This is a genomic window from Porphyromonas sp. COT-108 OH1349 (assembly GCF_000768755.1).
Classification (GTDB): domain Bacteria; phylum Bacteroidota; class Bacteroidia; order Bacteroidales; family Porphyromonadaceae; genus Porphyromonas_A; species Porphyromonas_A canoris.
Map to the genome: position 1 here is coordinate 1 of NZ_JRAH01000012.1, position 19,289 is coordinate 19,289.

Sequence of the window (19,289 nt, forward strand, 5' to 3'; positions counted from 1 at the left end):
TAACTGGGGCTAAGTCGTAACAAGGTAGCCGTACCGGAAGGTGCGGCTGGAACACCTCCTTTCTGGAGCGAAGTATTCGTGTCTGTTGTTTATATAAAGGACAGACAGCTATTACTTGGGTATGACGCCGGTAAGCACACAGATAAATGATTAGTAAGGAGCAGGCATCTTCTACTCCCTTCTACTTAGTTGGTTTTTGTTTCAATATCTCTTTCATATACACGCTGGGGGATTAGCTCATCTGGCTAGAGCGCGACGCTGGCAGTGTCGAGGTGATCGGTTCGAGTCCGATATCCTCCACTTTTTATAATCAATAGCAATAAGTCTTTTGCTGTTGGTTATTTTTTTCCCTCTTTTCAAGCTCTCGATGTGTTTAATCTTTGAACATAACATCAGGTAAAAAGCTCCAAAACGAATGTTGAGGAGTATTTCGGAGAAGAGGATAGATATGATAATATTCTGTTTTCTTACAGAGGTCGAATAGTTCTGATTTGATACCCCAAAAGCCGAAGCAATTGTGCAATTATGCTTCGGCTTTTTTAGTATCATTATTTCATTCAACACTTTTTCTAAGGTCCTTATGCTTCTTTTTTACTATAACCGAAATTCAATTTTTCGGAAAATTTGTACCGTCGGTTAAGAACATTTGCTTTGAAAAGAGAAAAGAGGGGTTTCATTGTTTTGTGAAATTTATATATTTGAGGGTTGTTAACCATAAGCAACAAGACAATGAGAAAATCATTATTTACATCAATCGCTTTTGTGGGCATCATGACTACGGGCAGTTGTGTGCAAGGAGGCAACCAATATACCATTCGGAAGTATTAAGCAAGTGCATGTAACAGAATGGAGTGTAGAATCATGTTACAGAATTGCCACAAAAAGGCGGAAGAGTATGTAAAAGACTTTTGAAATAATAAATGACAGGAGAGTTATGAATAAGCATTCAATGGCAACCTCATTTGCTTTAATTGGCTTTGGTATTGGAGGTTTTCTTTCCGATTTTTCAACGGTTGGAGTAATGTGTGGATTAGGTTTCGGGCTGCTTGTAGGATATTTTATCGCCGGTCTCACCACGGCAAAAGGGTATATGTTGCAAGAGGATTTTGTTGCAATGGGTAATCTTGCTGGCAAAACATTAGATGAAATCAAAGAAAAGGTTGGTGCCCCCAGAATAATACAAGCTTGTACTGTTGCGGATACCGGGAGAAAAGGGACTCTATGTACTTGGGCAGAAATGCCTTATATTATTATACTGCTATTTGACGAAAACAATATCTGTATTGGTGTAAATAAAGAAATGATAATGGATTAAGGGTCTTTAATCTGTTGTTCAATTCAAAACATTGCTGCTCTCTACAGCCTTAGCTTTTCTGAGAACTATTTTACAGATTAGCAACCTCCGGGAGATATTTCAGAGAAGAGGATAGATATGAAGATATTCTATTTCCTTACAGAGTCCGAATAGTTATGATTTGATACCCAAAAAGCCGAAGCAATTACGCTTCGGCTTTTTTTAGTATCATTGTTTCATCCAACACTTTTGTCCTGAAGTGTTTTGCCATTGAATCCCTCTATTGAGGTATAATCATTCCGACAGTTTTTGATTTTCAGTACCTGAAATGATACGATCAATCACACAGACAAATTCATTCAATCCATCTTCTACGTGGAGTATTTCGGGCTTATATCCGGTATCAAATTTTAGTAACAACGGTTTCCTGTTCGGTATATGGATGAGAACGCCATCTTGATAAAGATTGTAGTAGAGCACGCTCTCGATCGGTATTGATGCTGTTACATTATTTCGCATTCCGATGAACAATATACGTTCATTAGAGATGAACAACCTCCCAATATCCATAAGAGAGAAGCTGGTAATCTCATTCCCGATAAAAGAGATGCTTCCGGCATGCAGCAAACCACTTTCCCACCGCACTCCCGAATAAGCTATATTATAATGAGTAGTCTTTTCTTCATGAAGCTCCACGCCATATATCACGTGATATGCTACTTCCCCTTTTCGCAGGTTAAGCCCATGTTGCGAAGCGTCGATAGGGTCCAGCTTGTCGTGTTGCAGGTCGTAGCGTCGGGCAACAGCCCATTGATAGGAGGTGAAAATATCGTAGCCGTTGTGTCTGGTCTCCTCCTTGTCGAAAGGGAAAGCCTGCTTTACTGCTTCTGCATTCTTGGAGTGAGCTATCTCTTTAGGCATTCCGCATTCCACAAAAATATCTAAAAATGATACGGTTCTATTTTCTTCAAAGATCGACTTTACTTTTTGTATCCACCGCTGTTGCTCTTCTGTGAGGGCGGATGCCGTTGGTTGTGGAGATGTCGAGTTGCCGGATGCAACCTTCACTATTGCTACAAAAAAGATGATGGCAACTACTGCAATGAAAAAGTATAACATAACGAATCAAATTAAACAGTGGATGAGATATAGGCTCTCGTCCGATGTAATAACTCTTTCTACAAGGGCGATTGCCGTAAATAACACATTTTCCCGTCTTATTATTTGGCTTTAAGGATTGTAAATGTACGTATATTAGGTTAATTTTCAAAAAAACCACCCTGGAAGTATTGATCCGGAGCTTTGTCTGTCTTAATTTTTGCTGCACACATACACTCATCTTATTATCATAACCGATAGCAACAATTCCCTTGCTGTCGGTTATTTTTTTGTCCTCTTTCCAAACTCTTGCTATATTTAATCCTCGTACAGGAGGGTCTGTTCTACTTCCGGGCTATCCTTGTTTGTTCGGCAGCAGAGCCGGTTGTTTCAAAGAAATTTATCTCAGACAGATTAAGATGGGAGAGTTGTTTCAGTCCTACATAGACTATTTGAGGTATGAGCGCAATGCTTCCGTTCACACCATTCTCGCGTATGAGAGAGATCTTGCGGACTGGTTGGCTTTTCTTGCAGAGTTGTTTGGCGAGGGGGGAGAAGAGCGTTATGCCGAGATTTCTTCCAAAGAGGTGCGCAAATGGATGCTGAAGCTCTCCACCTCCAATCTCAAAGCCACGACCATCAAGCGGAAGATCAGTGCCGTCAGAAGCTGGTACTCCTATCTTCGGGTGCAGGGAAAGATCGGGCGGAATCCTTGTCTCGGACTTTCCATGCCCAAAGAGGAGCGGAAGCTGCCTGCTTATGTCAGGAGCGAAGGGCTGGTACACCTCATTTCGGATCTGTATGATGTTTATGCTTCCTCTCATCAACACAAAGATTTGAATACCGCTTTTGTTGTGGATATGCTTTATCAGACCGGATTTCGCAGATCCGAGCTCTGTGGCATTAAGGTCGAAGACATCCATTTGTCGAAGATGGAGATCAAAGTTTTAGGTAAACGGGATAAAGAGAGAATTGTACCTTTTGGTTCTTGTTTGCTAAAAAAAATAGAGTTATATTTGTGTAGAAGGGAGGACATAGCACCTTCGCATCCGTATCTCTTATGTACAGAGAATGGAGGGAGTATATCTCCCACACAGCTTTATACTATGGTGAGGGGTGCACTTGGGGCTGTTGCCGGACTTACAAAGCGTAGTCCTCACGTTTTGAGGCACTCGTTTGCGACGTCCATGCTTAATAACGGATCCGAGTTGCTCAGTATAAAAGAGCTATTGGGGCATGCCGATCTTTCAACCACAACTATTTATACGCATACTTCTTTTACGGAGTTGCAAAAAATGTATCACGCTCATCCCAGAGCAAAAACAGTAAAGCGTATGAACATTAACATCCAAGCTAACCATTTTGAGCTTAGCACTCAGTTAGAAGCGTTCGCAGAAAAGAAGGTCTCAAAGCTTGAACGCTTTTTAGGAGACATCATCAGGGTAGATGTTTTGTTTTCTCTCATAAAACCGGAAACGAATAGTAACAAAGAGGCGAAGGTGCTTGTCGCTGTTCCGAACAGCGAATTGGTGGCTGTAAAGAGCGCAGACTCTTTCGAGCAGGCTTTGACAGAGGCACTGGAAGCAATAGAAAAACAGATAGATAAATATAAACAAACGCATAGACGATAATAGACTCTTTTCATGGTACCGCTTAGAAACGAGAGGCGCGATGCCTTGTCTTTGAAGTGTGTATCTCTCAGTTTGATAGACTGATTGGCTGGTGCAAAACAGCTAAAAGTACAAGATTTTTAATGTATGAGCCCACATTCACCGTTGAGGTAAGTGTGGGCTTTTGTTATGTGCGGGGCTTGAAGAAACAGACTGTTTATCAATCTTTGATGAACCGATTGAAAAAAGACGTTAGTCCTGTTTACATCTTTCTCTGAATCTTATAAGAGTATCCGTTCAGGGCTTGGTTGGTGAAAATTGCCACTTGCTGTCTGCCATTCAAGCCTTGCTTTTGGGAAACCGAGCCGTGGTTTTTGAGAATCAAAGCTTGATCGGAAACATTTTAAGCGTTCAGAGCTGTTTTTATTCACGTATAACAACTTTTATGAATACGTTTAGAATAGAAATCTGTCTCTTATCCGAGATTGATTTTATATTTTGATCCCATTTGGGCGTCATTAAAAGGATGATTGTGATAACTCTTAATTTTCTCAAAAACCGCCTCTTTTATTCGCAGTAACGAAAATATTGTTTGATGTTTAAGGATGTCGATCGGGAAAGTTGCATTAACATTTCTTATCGTGGAGATGGGTCTTTTACCTCTTATACCGTTTGGAGATGCTGGTTGGGTGGATTGGTGTTTTGGAAACAGGGGCTGAGAAGAGTCTGTTTTGTCTAAGTTTACACCTTTTTGTCGTTGAGGAAATGCCTGCTTTTAAGGGATGAATATCTTTCTTTTTCTTGTCGAAAACAGATGAAAATAGAGGTGTTAATTTTATTAACATGGTTAACATCTATCGTTAACATATAGTATAAGTGTAGGATATATGCGACATAAAGGTGTGTGAAGATTGTTTGAAAGTGTAATGGAGTCTTATTAAAGTTGTTGGTCTTAATAATAATAACTACTTTTGACACGAATATGGGTATGTTCTTTACAGAATAAGTCTATGTTCCACAAAGGATTTAGCTAATGACCGCTCCTTTTTGTTGAGGTTTTATTAACAAACCAAAAAGGAGGTGAATTGGAAGTATGTTTAACACAATTATAACAGTTTACCAAAAATCACTTTTTAGAGATATGAAGAAACAATTTCTATCACTATGGCCGTGCAGGATTGCTCTTGCAGGGGCTATATGCTTGGGTGGTTTGAGCATTGCTCCTGTTGCATACGCTGCTCCTAATGGAGATGCTGCCGTAACAACGGAGGCGCAAGCCAATCAAGGAAAAACGATCAAAGGTAAGGTAGTGGACTCTAAGGGAGCACCGCTCGGCGGCGTGCGTGTGCGCGTTGCGGAGATGCCTTCAAAGGGAGCTATTACCAATGCCAAAGGGGAGTTTACGATCAGCGGAGTGGCTGAAAACCAACATCTGATCTTTACTTCTGTCGGTTATCGCAACGAGCGTTTGAGCGTTAGAGGCGTACAGAATGTAAATGTTGTGCTTCAAGAAGACGTCCTTACAGCAGAGGATGTTGTCGTAACAGCGTTTGCCACAGGTCAGAAGAAAGCTTCTCTTGTAGGTTCTGTGCAGACTGTCCGTCCGGCAGAGCTTAAAGTGCCGGCTTCCAACCTTTCTGCATCTTTTGCAGGACGTCTTGCCGGGGTGGTTTCTGTTCAAAGAACAGGAGCTCCGGGTGCCGATGGTGCCGACTTCTGGATTCGTGGTATCTCTTCCGTAAACGCCAGCTCTCCACTTATCATCCTTGATGGTGTGGCGGTGTCAGCGGGAGACCTTAACGCTCTCGACCCTGAAGTTATCGAAGGGTTCTCTATCCTTAAAGATGCTACGGCTACTGCGCTTTACGGTTCTCGTGGTGCAAACGGTGTGGTTATCGTTACCACCAAGACAGGTACAGATCTTCCGAAACCGATTATCAATGTACGTGTGGAGGGATATGTAAATACTCCGACCCGTCTGCCTAAGTTTGTGGATGGCCCTCGCTTTATGGAGCTGTTCAACGAAGCATTGGACAACCTTCCTACCGGTGACGTTAAGTACACACGTGAGAAGATCGAGAACACTCGCGCAGGGGTTAATCCTTACGTTTTCCCTAATGTAATGTGGTACGATGAGCTGTTCAAGACAGCTGCTTTCAACCAAAAGGCAAACTTCAATATACGTGGTGGTGGTAAGAAGCTCGACTATTTCATGTCCGTTACAGCCGACCATCAGACAGGTATGTTGAAGAATAGAAGTTTGGAGCATAGCTCTTTCGACAATTCTCTCAATGTTTATCGTTACGCATTCCAAAACAATATCCGAGTGAACTTTACGGAGACTTCTTCTCTTGCACTCCGTTTGAATGCTCAGATAGGACAGAGCAGAGGTCCGAGAACAGCGATCAACGACATCTTTGGACAGGTAATCAACTCCAACCCGGTAGATTTCCCGATAGCTTATCCTGAGGATGGCGAAACGCTTTATACCAAATGGGGAGCAAGAAAGATCGGTCCTTCAATGATTCCTAACCCTTACGCCACAGCTGTTGCGGGTTATACAGACAACTTCAACTCTACGGTAATCGCTAATCTTGAGTTTACACAAGATCTCAAGATGATCACTCCGGGTCTTAAGTTTACTGCCTTGGCTTCGTTTAAGAACTGGGCTTCCACAAGCACAAGCCGTTTCCGTGATAACAACTATTTCGAGTTGACAGGATATCAGTTGAATCCAACAACCGGAGAGTACGACTTTACACTCAACCGTTTGGCTGATGAAGTGAACACAAACTTGAAGTCTGCCGGTGGAAACAACGGAGACCGCCGTTTCTATGCGCACGCTATGTTGCTATGGAATCGCAATTTCGGCGGACACGACATGGGGGCTATGTTCAACTATAACCAGGAAGAGACAGCCAATAACCTCTCTAACGACAACATCTTGCACAACTTGCCACGTCGCAAACAAGGTCTTGCAGGTCGTTTCACATACAGCTACGACAACAGATATGTCTTTGAAGCCAACTTCGGTTTCAATGGTACCGAAAACTTTGCAAAGGGTAAGCGCTTCGGTTTCTTCCCTTCTGTGGCTCTTGGTTACAATGTTTCCGAAGAGAAGTTCTGGGAACCGATCAAGGAGTATATCCCTCTTTTCAAGCTTCGTGGTTCTTATGGTCTTGTGGGTAATGAGGCTATCGGTGGAGACCGTTTCGTATACCTTCCCGATGTGAACCTGCAAGGTGGAGGCCCTTCTTATACTACCGGTTTGGATCAACAGTATGGTTTGACCGGCCCTGATATCAGACGCTTCGGTAATCCTGATATTACTTGGGAAGTCGGAAAGAAAGCAAACGTCGGTATCGACCTTCAAATCCTTAAAGGTCTTCGCCTTAATGTAGACCTCTTCCATGAGTATCGTACCAACGTATTCCAGCAACGTGGAGCTGTTCCAAGCTATATGGGTACAGCGGCAACCAAGATCTATGGTAACCTTGCCGAGATTAGCAACCGTGGTATAGATGCTGCGCTTGACTTCAATAAGAATGTAAGCAAAGACTTCTGGTACAATGTTCGTGGTACATTTACCTTTGCTCGCAACCGTGTAGAGAAGTGGGACGAACCGTTCTTCTTGGAATACCCTCTTCTTTCACAGGTTGGTCGTAGCTTGAATGTCTGGACAGGATATGTTGCAGAGCGTCTGTTCATTGACGATGCTGAGGTTGCAAACAGCCCGGATCAGTCTTCATTTGCCAATGGAGCCAAGGCAGGAGACATCAAGTATAAGGATCTTCCGGATAGAGATGGCAACTACAATGGCCGTATCGACTCTAATGACCGTATGCCTATCGGTTATCCTACAATCCCTGAAATCATTTATGGTCTCGGCTCTAATATGAAATACAAGAATGTGGATTTCGGTATCTTCTTCCAAGGTGTTGCTAATACCTCTATGATGCTATCCGGTTTCCACCCGTTCGGTACACAGTCTAACCGTAACGTATTGCAGTTTATTGCTGATGATCACTGGAGTGCTTCTAACCAAAATATACATGCCGCTTATCCTGAACTTACTAAACAAGATAAAGCTGTCAATACTGCTGTTTCCACTTATTGGTTGCGTGACGCTTCATTCTTGAAGTTAAAAAACATAGAGCTCGGTTATACTTACAAGAATGCAAGACTTTATGTCTCTGCTCAGAACGTTTATACCTTCTCTAAGTTTAAGCATTGGGACCCTGAAATGGGTGGTGGTAATGGTCTAAAGTATCCTACTCAGACTACTATAAACGTGGGTCTTCAAGTGTCATTTAAGTAATTGGCAGAGAGGTGTACATATATATATGATCACAAATACGATTTAGAGAATTAGACATGAAAAAGATATATAACATACTATTGGCTCTGCTTCTTATGGGAGCAATGGGAGCATGTAACTATTTGGACGTGGTTCCGGATGAGACAGCTACCGTAGAAGACTCTTTCAAGAATGCAAAGGCTGCAGAAAAATTCCTTTATTCTTGCTACGGATCTCTTCCAAGACTTTCTGCTACAGTAAGTGGGCTGGACTTCCTTACCGGAGATGAAGTGGTTACATCTTTTGAACACGAGCTTTTTGCAAGATTCCCGAAAGGAACTTATACTGCCAGCGATCCTGTTATCTCCTATTGGAACAGCCTCTTTACCGGTATTCGTTACTGCTACATGCTATTGGACAATATAGACAAGGTACCCGGTATGGAGAAAGACAAAATAGAGGATTACAAGGCACAGGCCGAGTTCCTTATCGGTTTTTATCACTATCTGCTTATCCAAAACTACGGTCCTACCATTATCGTGACTAAGGTAGAAGATCTTAACACAGACGCTAAAGACTTCTTGCCTCGCCGTCCGTTGGATGAGTGTGTTAAGTTTGTTGCAGACAAGTTTGATGCTGCGGCTGCAAAACTTCCTAAGGAACGTACGGGTAGCGAATATGGTTTGGTTACGAGCACAGCGGCTAAAGCCCTCAAGGCTAAGCTTTATGTGATGGTGGCTTCTCCTCTGTTCAATGGTAACTCTAAGTTCTATGCCGATCTTAAGAGCCCTGATGGTACGCAGCTTATGCCTTTGACATTTGATGCAAGCAAGTGGACAAGAGCTGTACAAGCACTTAAAGAGGCCATCTCTCTTGCGGAAGCAGACGGCTTTGAACTCTATGTGGCAAAAGAGGGAGCACTATCCAGCTTGCCTGAACCACAAGATCCTGTCCAACGCTCTTTGCGTTTTGCGATTCTTGATAGAGATAATACCAAAGAGATTATCTGGGGTGATACCAGACAACAAGGCTGGTATGACATCGCAGCTAAATCTGCACCATACCACGGATCAGACAATGCATATTCGGGTGTAGGTGTTACGCTCAACATGATGAAGCGCTTCTACACAGAAAATGGTCTGCCTATCGACCAAGATCCTGAGTTCTTTGCAGAGTCTGATTGGTGGAATCTTATGGACGTTCCTTCGGGTTATGCCAATGCCGAAGGCCGCATTCCTAACTTCCTTTTCAAGCGTGAGCCTCGTCTTTATGCTTGGGTGGCTTTCCAAAATGGCTACTACGAGATAGACAACAAGGACGAAAAAGGAAACTATGCACGTAATCTTCGCAGAGGACAGAATAGTAAGAAGGTTGTGATGAAGATGCTTGCCGGAGAGCCCGGAGGTAGAGGTCCTGTTAACAATCTGCGTAATAACAACTACTGTCCTACACTCTTCTTGAACAAGAAACTGGTTTCTCCTGCCAAGCGTCCGGGTAACAACCCTCAGTTTATCTATCCGTTCATCTCTCTTGCAGATCTTTACCTCCTTATGGCAGAGGCTTCTGTGGAGACAGGAGACCTTACTACCGCAAAGACCTACTTGGATAAGATCCGCACACGTGCCGGTATCCCTACTGTAGATGAAGCTTGGGCAAGAGCAAAAGAGCCGGGCAAAGCCAACTCTCAAGAAGGTCTGCGTGAGATTGTACGCCAAGAACGTATGGTGGAGATGTACCTTCAAGGACAAAACTTCTGGGATATGCGCCGCTGGTTGCTTGCAGAGACCTACTTCTCTCAACAGCCAAAGGGTCTTAACGAGAAGGCTGCAACGTTGGAAGATATGTGTCAGGTGATGACTGTGGACGTACAACGTTCATTCGTTTCTCCTCGCAACTATCTCATGCCAATCCCTCAAGGTGAAATCAATAAGAACCGTAACTTGGTTCAAAACGTGGGTTACTAAGATTCTGACCATTAAATAGATAAAGACAATACAATGAAAAGAATAAAAGTAATGATGCTCGCCCTTATGCCTCTACTGGCTTTTGCTTTTGCTTCATGTAAGGACAAGCAAGATATGCCTACGGTAGAGCCTATCAGCATCTCCAATTTAAGATATGAGACAACTCCGGGACAGATAGTGCTTCACTGGGATAAAGTGGAAGAAGCAGGCAAGGACTTGCTCTATGTCAGAGTAAGCTACTTCGACCCTTATACCAATAAGAACACTACCCGTCTTACCAGCAACTACTCCACTTCTTGTGTTATACCCAAGACTTTCAAGGTAGCAGGAGAATATACGTTTACGGTAACTGTGGTGAGCAGTTCGGGTAAAGAAGGTGCAAGCCAGACACTCAAGGCTACATCTGCTCCCGTTGCTCCTGTAAGTTCATTCTCTACGGAAGCTATTCCATTGACTGTTGCAATGCTTTCTACCAATGCTCAAGAGCCTTCGGAAGGACCTATTGCCAATCTTATTGATGGAAACGATGGCACATATTTCCACTCCAGATGGAGTGCTCCTCAGACTACCGATGCACACTATCTTCAGATAGCTATTCCTCAAGAGCAGAAAGCGTTTAAGTTCTGGTATAAGAACCGTAATAATGGAAACGGAAAACCTCAAGACATTATCGTATCCGGTAGTGAGAACGGAGAGGATTGGAGAGAGCTTACTCGCATCAACAGCGGTCTTCCTACCGGTGCTTCTTCTGTTTACGATTCTCAGCCAATAGATGCAGATCCTGCTATTAAGCATCTTCGTCTTACTGTAATGAGAACCAACAGTGGCGCAGCTCCTACGTTCTTCAATATGGCGGAGTTTAAGCTTTACAAGGTTATCTATCAGATCTATGACGCAGAAGCGGAAGCGAAGAAGATTATCGACAGCTACGGTAATAAGTAATACTCCGCGAGAGATTACTATCTAAAGCTATATATGAATGGAGGAGAGTTCCCGACTTGTCGGGGACTCTCCTCTTTTTATGCACTCTTGTCGCTCTCGGATGCTTGGGTGGAAATCTCTTTTGGCAAAGTTTTTTGCCCCAAGGATCCCTTTCCAAAGCTCTCTTTAAGCCGTTCAAAACTTTCTGTTACCCTGTTAAAAACTTCTCCCAAACAGATTCACTCTTCACGTTCAAAGCTTGGTTTTTATAAATCGGTACTTGGTTGCTGCTTTTCAAACCTTGACTTCCGGGAATCGTGCCTTGATTTGCAGATCTGTTCCTGCTTAATGGAACCATTTAACGGGATAAGAGAAACATTTGAATGCTTTCAGCTCATCTTCAATAAAGCATTGCAGCTTCATCGAGACTTTTGCACGGCATCTCATTTACGGTGTTGCTTTCGAGATTCGAGCTTGCTCTCAGACGTGAGTACACTTCCGTCCTTTTTCACTCTTCATCTCTTGTCTCTGAACTACTCTGCAAAATCTCTTTTGGCAAAGTGTTCTTTCCAAAAGATAAAAGCTCCTTGAAAAGATCAAGGAGCTTTTATCTCGGTTTCCTGTCGGTTTTGTAGAGTAGAGTTTATACTTCCCTGCCGGGAGGAAGTGTCTTTATCTACTCTTTTATCGCTTATGTCCTGAACAGATGTTTGAACTCATCTGCATAAAGTCTCGATAATCCGTGCCGGTTGTCTATGGCTTCTCCCACCACAATCATGGTGGTTAGGGTGAGGTTGTTCTCTTCCACGATTTTTGCCAAGTCTTTCAGCTCTCCCCGGTAAATGCGCTCATCTTTCCACGTAAGTTTGTAGCAGGCAGCCACCGGAGTGGTTGGCGGATAGTGCTCCAAGAGTTGAGCCTGAACATCCCTCACGATGCCGGCACTGAGGAAGATGCACATGGTGCTCTGAGAACGTGCCAGCAGATGGAGCTTCTCTTTTTCCGGCATCATGGTACGCCCTTCTCCACGAGTGAGGATAATGGTCTGCACCTTTTCCGGAATGGTAAACTGCGATCGAAGAGCCGCTGCCGCCGCTTGGAATGATGAGATTCCCGGTGTGATGTGATACGACATATCGTGGGCATCGAAGAGTGCCATCTGCTCTTGGATGGCGCCATAGATGCAAGGGTCACCCGTATGCAGACGAACCACCAAAAGCCCTTTGTCGTAAAACTCTTTCATGATCTCAAACTGCTCTTCAAGACTCATTGATGCGGAGCTACGCACTGTGGCTCCCGCTTTGGCATAGTGGGTCAGCTCTATGGGTACGAGACTGCCGGCATAAAGAATAAGATCCGCCTGTTGCAGAAATCTTTTCCCTTTGACCGATACAAGCTCCGGATCTCCCGGACCGGCACCTACAATTTCTATATGACCGGCGCGAACAGATGCTCTATCCTGCGCCAATGCGAATGTGAACTCATTCCCGGCGGAAAGTGCCCCTTTCTGCTTCTCCAACAGTAAAGCTCCTCCCTTTGCAGCCATAATGGATGAGGCTTCCGATACACTCGGTACGGATGTTACCTCTTCTACTTTCTTGGAGGGGTTGGGTACTTCCACACCGTCCAACTCTCTGTCCGAAAAGATATGGAGAGGCGCACCAAAATGCGTGGCAAGCTCGTGCAGCATCGGCTCATCTTTCTTTAGCTCTATGGACGATAGTGATGCAATGGAGAGGGGAGAGTAGCCAAAACCTGTAAGGGCTTCTTCCAGATAGCCGGCTACTCCGGTAGAGGAGCATTGGCGACGGCATCCCATGCCGAGGTGCAATACACTCGGACGATAGTAGATGGCAGGGACAGGCACCTCTCTGTATATCTTCGGCGTGACGGCTATGAACAGCTCGTACTCTTTCCACTCTATATCCGCAATGTTGTAGAAGAGATCTACGTGCGGCGGTTTGGTGCGCTCCATGTATGCCGTTCCGCTATCTTTGATGTCGAGTAGAAGGGCTACCCGCTTGTCATTAACAAATAGCGTGATGGGTGCATTCAGGTTGGCTTCGGAGGTTTCTGTCTTCCAACCGTACTTTTTACCTATCGTGTCCAATGCCCATAAGCCGAGACCATCGCTTTGAGTGGTGATCACCTCTTGTGCTCCAAGCACTCGTGCCAAAGCTGTGGAGAGTTCGTTTGCTCCTCCGACATGCCCGGAGAGAACAGATACAACGAACTGCCCCGTGCTGTCTATATTGACAATGGCAGGGTCTGTGTATTTGTCTCTGATATATGGTGCGATAGTCCTGATACAGATACCCATAGCCCCGATGAAGACTAAGGCATCGGATTTGGAAAATAACTCGCCGACATGGGTGAGCGGATGTATCTCCGCGTCGGGATACTCCTTTAGAATGGTTTCGGCAAGGTGTCGGCTACGCTCGGAAACCAGTATGATTGCAATGGATTTCATCTGTCGTCTTATTGTTTAACAGCCCTCATGACTTCTATCGGATTGAAGTCGTCTATCGTGATTCGGGTACTCTGCATCTCTCCGAAGCCGTGTGCCCCGCACGCATCAAGGAACATCTGTCTGCTTTCGGGAGATACGGCGTTGAAGACCAATATGCTGCCCGAAGCCATTTTCGCGGATAATTTCTCCACGATTTCGTTCATCTTGCCTCCGTGTCCGCCGATAAAAGCAGCATCCGGAGCAGGTAAAGCATCCGTCTCGGTCTCTGTGAAGTCTCCGATAAACGCATTGATGCCGGGTGTTCCGAACTTTTTTGCATTTTCATGGATGAGCATCCGCCCCTCTTCTCGCTGTTCAAAAGCATAAACCTGAAGGTGTGGAAACTGCAGCTTTGCCTCGATGGAGACAGAGCCGGTACAGAATCCGACATCCCAAAAGACACTCCTTTCCCGAAGCTCCAATGCACTCAGGGAGAGAAGTCGGATAGGCATTTTTGTGATCATCTTGGCTCTACCGTTGAGCAGATGAAAGTTCCCTTCATGAAGACCAAGCGGTCGGGGACGAGTGTATTGCTTGTGGAGGATGATGTTATTGGGAAATGCAAACGACTGCGAAGCGATCTCTTCCAAACCGTGAGTGGTAACACGCTCTGCTTCGGTATTGCCCAGCAGTTCGCCTACGGACATCTTGTAGTTGTCATACCCATACTCCAACATCCGTTTAGCTATGGTTTGAGGGGTATGTTCTTTGTTATCCGTGAGTATGCCTATAAGGTCATATCCGAGAATGAGAGCTTCATCGAACTTGTGCCAAGGGCGTCCCGTGAGAGAGACAATCTTCATATCCTGATAGGGGAGCAGGAGGCGATGAGCGTGTAGCTGCAAAGAGTTGAAGTAGGGATAGAGGTCAATCTCCGCTTCGGGCATTTCTCGCAGAACGGTATTGGCAAATCCGAAGAAGAGCGGATCGCCTGAGGCAAATATCACAACCTCTTCGTGCCGGCGATATGCCTCGAAAACTTGAGAGAGAGGAACTACTATCGGAATCCAACTATACCCTTCGGGCAGGTAGGGATCCATGATCTCTTTATGACGCAATCCGCCCGAAAAGACACTGTTTCGGGCTATACGCTCCCGAAGATGAGGGGAGAGATGCTGCTCTCTATTGTCATCTATGCCAATGATAGTGAACTTCATTTTTTCGTTTATTACACGTCTCGTCCGGGGCGAAGCTGTTCGGCATCGTCGAGTGTCAGGATGGAGTTTACAAGTGTAGCCGCCAGATTGCTGCCGCCTTTGCGTCCTTCCACTATGATTTTAGGGATGGAGGGGAAAGACTTGAGCATGTGTTTCGACTCGCAAACATTCACAAACCCGACCGGAGCACCTATCACCCCAATAGGTGAAGCCTTTCCTTTTCGGATCAGATCGCATAGTTCGATAAGTGCGGTAGGGGCATTGCCGAAAGCGTAGAGCGCATCAGGGTGCTCTTCTACCGCCAATCGGATGCCGGCTTGAGTACGGGTAATGCCTTTCTCCGTAGCCATCTGTGCTACTCTCGGATCGTGCAAATAGCATTTGGCTTCTATGCCCAAACGCTCCAATGCTCCCTTTCTGATGCCGGAGACAACCATGGTAACATCCGTGATGATGGTACTTACTTTCTTGGAGATAAAGGCTTCATGAAGCTGCTCTACGGCTTTTTCATCTGTGTAGAGTACTTTCTCCATGTCAAAGTCTGCGGTTGTGTGGATGGAGTGGAGCAGAGCCCACTTGTGATCCAACGGGATATTTTTGTTTGCCAACTCGCTTTCGATGGTCTGAAAACTGCGGATCATAATATCCTGTCCGATCTTATCCGCCTGCATACCTCTGTTGCGATAATAGCCGCGAGGGGTTATCATCTTACCGTCGGCAGATTTATAAGTCTGGGAATTGCCTAACAGAACAAGAGTGAACATATCTATCTCTTCCGGATCAAACGCTTCCAATGTGGTAAGAGTGATATTCTGATCTTCTCTTCCTGCCTGACGGACGTATCCCACAGGCGTTTGAGGATCGCGGTGTTTAAGGAACAGCTCTTTCAGTCGGTACAGTTGCCAATACCTGCCATTACTCTTGGGGTTATAGACGGCAGTGATAAAGTCTGCCATTGCTGCGGCTTCTATTCTCTTCTCAATGGTAGCCCAGGGAGTCATGAGATCGGATAGAGAGATCACGCAAAAGTCATGTCCGATGGGAGCACCCAGCAAAGCAGCCGCTTTTTGAAAGGCACTTATACCGGGTAATACCTCTACCTCGATGTCGCTATCGCGTTCATCTTTCATCTCATATACCAGTGGCGCCATGCCGTAAATACCGGAATCGCCGGAGCTGATCACCACCACCGTCTTGCCTTCTTCGGCAAGATCGAATGCCTGTTCGGCTCTCAACTGCTCTTTCTTCATGCCTGTATCTATACAGACCGTGCCGGGAGAGAGAACAGACTCTATAAACTGAAAATAATATTTGTATCCCACGACTACATCTGCCGTCTTTACGGCATCCAATACAGCCGGTGATATATCTTCTTTACCGCCCGGACCTATTCCGGCGACCACTATTTTTCCTTTCTTCATTCGCTAAGCTCTACTGTTCTTAAGGTATCAAACTGAAAATCTTTCTACTTCATCTTCTTTCCTGTGGAGATATAAAGGCTCTTCTTTTGCATGATCCCGATCTTTCGGTGTCGGGAATAGAACGTAAGAAGTTCAAGAAAACGCTCCTGAACAGCAGGCAGCTCTCCAAGCCCGCAAAGGTGAAGAACCACTTCGTATCCCTCTTCTTCCAACATCTCTTTCCAGTCTTCCGCAATATCGTTCTTGGCATGCTCGCCGGCTACCAGCATAAGCGGTTGAAGGTGTACACGTTTGGTATCCAACCTGCGTAGCTGTGAGAGAGCCTGCTCAAAGTAAGGATAGCCCTCGATACAGCCTATAATGTGATTGGGATAACCGAGATCTTTAAGCTTGTAATCGAGCATCGCATACTGTGCGGTAGATACATCGTAAGTGCCGTGACCGACCCAAAGATAAACTTCATCCTCTTCTGTCTCAGCCGTCATAGCTTCTATGAGTGCATCATAATCCTCTTCATACGAAAGAAGTGGCGAGCATAGACGAACCTCTTTGAACCTGTCTCGGATCTCCTCGACGTCTATGCAGAGGCTTTCCATCTCTACTCCCCAGATGATTGTCGTAGGCTGCACTATGACATGAGTGTATCCCTGATCTGCCAGAAGCCTTAGAGCTTCCGACGGTAACATCTTCTCCACTCCTCTATCCTTGAGACGCTTCACGATGATACGCGATGTGTACGCCTCGTACATATCTATCATCGGATAGTGAGCCGTAACCATATCATTTATTATATCTATGGTCTTCTCTCTGGTATCCTCATGAGTGGTTCCGAAGTGCGCCATAAGAATAGCCACTTTATCTCCATCCGTTACATGATCGAAGATGTTATCCTCTTCAAAAACCTTGTTCCCGGCTTTCGAGTGAGTCAGTAGTTTTTTATCTTGATTTTTATCTGTCATAGTGTTATCTGTTCTTATAGAAATTGATGTACGCTCTGTTTACCAAAACATTTCCGCCTTTGGTCGGATAGTTACCTGAGAAATACCAGTCGCCCGGATGGTTCGGAACAGCTTCGTGAAGCCCTTCCATGGATTGGAATACCAGCTCGACAGGAATATCTATACCCTCCGGCATCAGGAGTTCAAGCATCTTTGTGTTCAGCTCATCCACGGAGAACGGAGCATAAAGACGCTTCACAAAATTCTGTTCCGTGAGTCTGTTCTCCGCTTCTGCCTTGATGATGTCCGAGTAGATCTCATCCAACACTGCGGTTTGGCCTCTCTCTTCGAGCAGCGCAACAGCTGCACGGAATGCGACGAACTCTTCCAGCCTGCTCATGTCTATACCATAGCAGTCCGGATAACGCACTTGAGGTGCGGATGATACGATTACGATTTTTGTGGGACCGAGACGATGAAGAATGGTGATGATACTCTCCTTCAACGTTGTTCCCCGAACGATGCTGTCGTCGATAACCACCAGCTTATCCTCGTTTCGGTTCAAAGAGCCGTAAGTAATATCGTATACGTGTGCCGCCAACTCCTTTCGGCTTTCGCCCTGAGTGATGAATGTTCTCAGCTTGATATCCTTTACCGCCACCTTCTCAGCCCTTATGCGCTTGTTGAGGATAGTGCCCAACTCTTCGGATGTAGGGTTCGAGAGCTCTTGGATAGCCTTTAGTTTTTGTTCGTTGAGTACTTTATTCAGACCCTCCACAAGCCCGAAATAAGCCACTTCGGCAGTATTCGGAATAAAGGAGAATACGGCATGATCCAAGTCGTAATCTATGCTCTTCATCACCTGTGGAACGAGATTAGCCCCTAACGCCTTGCGCTCTTTATAGATGTCTCTATCGCTACCTCTGGAGAAGTATATGCGTTCAAACGAACAAGCCGCATTGGGTGCTTGTGGAAGGATCTCGAATATATTGACCTGCTCACCGCTTTTATCTATCGTGATGGCACTGCCTCTCGGAAGCTCCTTAACCTTATCGAAAGTAAGGTTCATAACGGTTTGGATGACGGCTCTTTCCGATGCAACGACAACGATTTCGTCATCTACATAATAGAAAGCAGGGCGTATCCCCGCAGGGTCTCTCATAACAAAAGATTCTCCGCTTCCTGTCATACCGCACATGGCATACCCGCCTTCCCATAGTGGCGAACACTTTGAGAGCGGATTGCAAAGGTTGATATGGCTTTCTATATGGTCGGTAATGTCCATGCCTTCAAGTCCCATACCCTTGGCGATTCTGTACACTCGCTCTATCTCTCTATCCAATGCGTGTCCCATCTGTTCTATGACGATGTGAGTGTCGGACATGTTTCTCGGATGCTGTCCTACGGATGTGATGGACTCGAAAATCTTATCCGTGGAGGTGAGATTAAAGTTTCCGCACAAGAGCAGACTCTTTGCTCTCCAGTTGCTACGCCTCATCATCGGATGGACAAAAGCCATACCTCTCTTGCCGGTAGTACTGTATCGAAGGTGTCCCATGTAGCACTCTCCTGCAAAGGGAACATGCTTGGAGATGCTGTCTATACTCTCGAAAAGCTCTTCCGGAGTGGAGTCTATATCTTTTCTGACATCCTCAAACACTTCTGTGATGGCACTACTGCCTTGAGCTCTATGCCTGAAGAAGTACTCTTCACCGGGAGGAGTGTTCAGTTTAACACAAGCCATTCCGGCTCCTTCTTGCCCTCTGTTGTGCTGCTTCTCCATGAGAAGATACATTTTGTTCAGTCCGTAACGCCACGTCCCATATTTCTCATGATAGAAGGAGAGGGGTTTGCGTAGTCTGATGAGGGCGATACCGCACTCGTGCTTCAATGTTTCCATTACGATGTATTGTAGATCTTATTGGTTTGTAAGCCGAAAGACATCTGTCGAAGATGCCTTCAAAGTTTGAAAACGTAAAGTTACGCAATCGGGAGCGCAAATGAAAATGCTCCCGACCATAGATAGTCCATGGACGAGAGCGTTCCTATTAAGTTTTGCAAGCATCTGCTCCGGATGTTT

11 protein-coding genes, 1 tRNA gene and 1 rRNA gene are annotated in these 19,289 nt (G+C 45.2%); 7 read left to right on the forward strand and 6 right to left on the reverse strand.

Annotated features, from left to right (window positions below; genetic code table 11):
- From JT26_RS01665 to JT26_RS01680, 3 genes are all read left to right on the forward strand, one after another.
- A 16S ribosomal RNA gene (locus tag JT26_RS01665) occupies positions 1-62 on the forward strand; the annotation flags it as partial.
- Positions 63-226: 164 nt separating this feature from the next.
- Positions 227-300, forward strand: a tRNA-Ala gene (locus tag JT26_RS01670).
- Positions 301-934: 634 nt separating this feature from the next.
- Positions 935-1,315 (forward strand): hypothetical protein, encoded by a 381-nt coding sequence (locus JT26_RS01680; protein ID WP_036789297.1) that lies wholly within the window; start codon positions 935-937, stop codon positions 1,313-1,315.
- A 273-nt stretch (positions 1,316-1,588) separates the two neighbouring features.
- Here JT26_RS01680 and JT26_RS01685 read toward each other — a convergent pair whose 3' ends face one another.
- On the reverse strand, positions 1,589-2,413 hold the full coding sequence (locus JT26_RS01685) for a hypothetical protein (protein ID WP_036845312.1): 825 nt from the start codon (positions 2,411-2,413) through the stop codon (positions 1,589-1,591).
- A 398-nt stretch (positions 2,414-2,811) separates the two neighbouring features.
- On the opposite strand from JT26_RS01685, the gene hpf reads away from it, so the two are divergent.
- From hpf to JT26_RS01705, 4 genes are all read left to right on the forward strand, one after another.
- A complete protein-coding gene (gene hpf / locus JT26_RS01690) occupies positions 2,812-4,023 on the forward strand; it encodes a ribosome hibernation-promoting factor, HPF/YfiA family (protein ID WP_036845448.1) in 1,212 nt (403 codons plus the stop codon).
- Positions 4,024-5,143: 1,120 nt separating this feature from the next.
- Entirely contained in the window at positions 5,144-8,320 is a 3,177-nt protein-coding gene (locus tag JT26_RS01695) for a TonB-dependent receptor (protein ID WP_052110286.1), read from the forward strand.
- Between the two features lie 56 nt (positions 8,321-8,376).
- Complete coding sequence (locus JT26_RS01700; protein ID WP_036845314.1) at positions 8,377-10,263, forward strand: RagB/SusD family nutrient uptake outer membrane protein; 1,887 nt, start codon at positions 8,377-8,379, stop codon at positions 10,261-10,263.
- A 33-nt stretch (positions 10,264-10,296) separates the two neighbouring features.
- Positions 10,297-11,205, forward strand: coding sequence for a discoidin domain-containing protein (locus JT26_RS01705; protein WP_081966354.1), 909 nt, complete (start codon positions 10,297-10,299; stop codon positions 11,203-11,205).
- 670 nt (positions 11,206-11,875) lie between these two features.
- Here JT26_RS01705 and cobM read toward each other — a convergent pair.
- The 5 genes from cobM to JT26_RS10775 are packed head-to-tail and all read right to left on the reverse strand — an operon-like array spanning position 11,876 to position 19,109.
- Entirely contained in the window at positions 11,876-13,654 is a 1,779-nt protein-coding gene (gene cobM, locus JT26_RS01715; RefSeq protein WP_036789289.1) for a precorrin-4 C(11)-methyltransferase, read from the reverse strand.
- A gap of 8 nt (positions 13,655-13,662) precedes the next feature.
- The gene (locus tag JT26_RS01720; protein WP_036845320.1) at positions 13,663-14,850 is read right to left on the reverse strand and encodes a bifunctional cobalt-precorrin-7 (C(5))-methyltransferase/cobalt-precorrin-6B (C(15))-methyltransferase; all 1,188 of its coding nucleotides are present in this window, start codon (positions 14,848-14,850) and stop codon (positions 13,663-13,665) included.
- A gap of 11 nt (positions 14,851-14,861) precedes the next feature.
- On the reverse strand, positions 14,862-16,271 hold the full coding sequence (cobJ, locus tag JT26_RS01725; RefSeq protein ID WP_036845323.1) for a precorrin-3B C(17)-methyltransferase: 1,410 nt from the start codon (positions 16,269-16,271) through the stop codon (positions 14,862-14,864).
- Positions 16,272-16,315: 44 nt separating this feature from the next.
- Positions 16,316-17,230, reverse strand: a complete 915-nt coding sequence (locus JT26_RS01730; protein ID WP_036845326.1) for a sirohydrochlorin cobaltochelatase — start codon at positions 17,228-17,230, stop codon at positions 16,316-16,318.
- Between the two features lie 4 nt (positions 17,231-17,234).
- Positions 17,235-19,109, reverse strand: a complete 1,875-nt coding sequence (locus tag JT26_RS10775; RefSeq protein ID WP_036789281.1) for a hypothetical protein — start codon at positions 19,107-19,109, stop codon at positions 17,235-17,237.
- Positions 19,110-19,289: the final 180 nt, after the last annotated feature.

Excerpts from the sequence above, each read along its gene's own strand:
- JT26_RS01685 (WP_036845312.1), bottom strand. The coding sequence starts at position 2,413 with ATGTTATACTTTTTCATTGCAGTAGTTGCCATCATCTTTTTTGTAGCA.
- JT26_RS10775 (WP_036789281.1), bottom strand. The coding sequence starts at position 19,109 with ATGGAAACATTGAAGCACGAGTGCGGTATCGCCCTCATCAGACTACGC.
- JT26_RS01720 (WP_036845320.1), bottom strand. The coding sequence starts at position 14,850 with ATGAAGTTCACTATCATTGGCATAGATGACAATAGAGAGCAGCATCTC.
- JT26_RS01680 (WP_036789297.1), top strand. The coding sequence starts at position 935 with ATGAATAAGCATTCAATGGCAACCTCATTTGCTTTAATTGGCTTTGGT.
- JT26_RS01700 (WP_036845314.1), top strand. The coding sequence starts at position 8,377 with ATGAAAAAGATATATAACATACTATTGGCTCTGCTTCTTATGGGAGCA.
- JT26_RS01695 (WP_052110286.1), top strand. The coding sequence starts at position 5,144 with ATGAAGAAACAATTTCTATCACTATGGCCGTGCAGGATTGCTCTTGCA.
- JT26_RS01705 (WP_081966354.1), top strand. The coding sequence starts at position 10,297 with ATGAAAAGAATAAAAGTAATGATGCTCGCCCTTATGCCTCTACTGGCT.
- hpf (WP_036845448.1), top strand. The coding sequence starts at position 2,812 with ATGGGAGAGTTGTTTCAGTCCTACATAGACTATTTGAGGTATGAGCGC.
- cobM (WP_036789289.1), bottom strand. The coding sequence starts at position 13,654 with ATGAAATCCATTGCAATCATACTGGTTTCCGAGCGTAGCCGACACCTT.
- JT26_RS01730 (WP_036845326.1), bottom strand. The coding sequence starts at position 17,230 with ATGACAGATAAAAATCAAGATAAAAAACTACTGACTCACTCGAAAGCC.
- cobJ (WP_036845323.1), bottom strand. The coding sequence starts at position 16,271 with ATGAAGAAAGGAAAAATAGTGGTCGCCGGAATAGGTCCGGGCGGTAAA.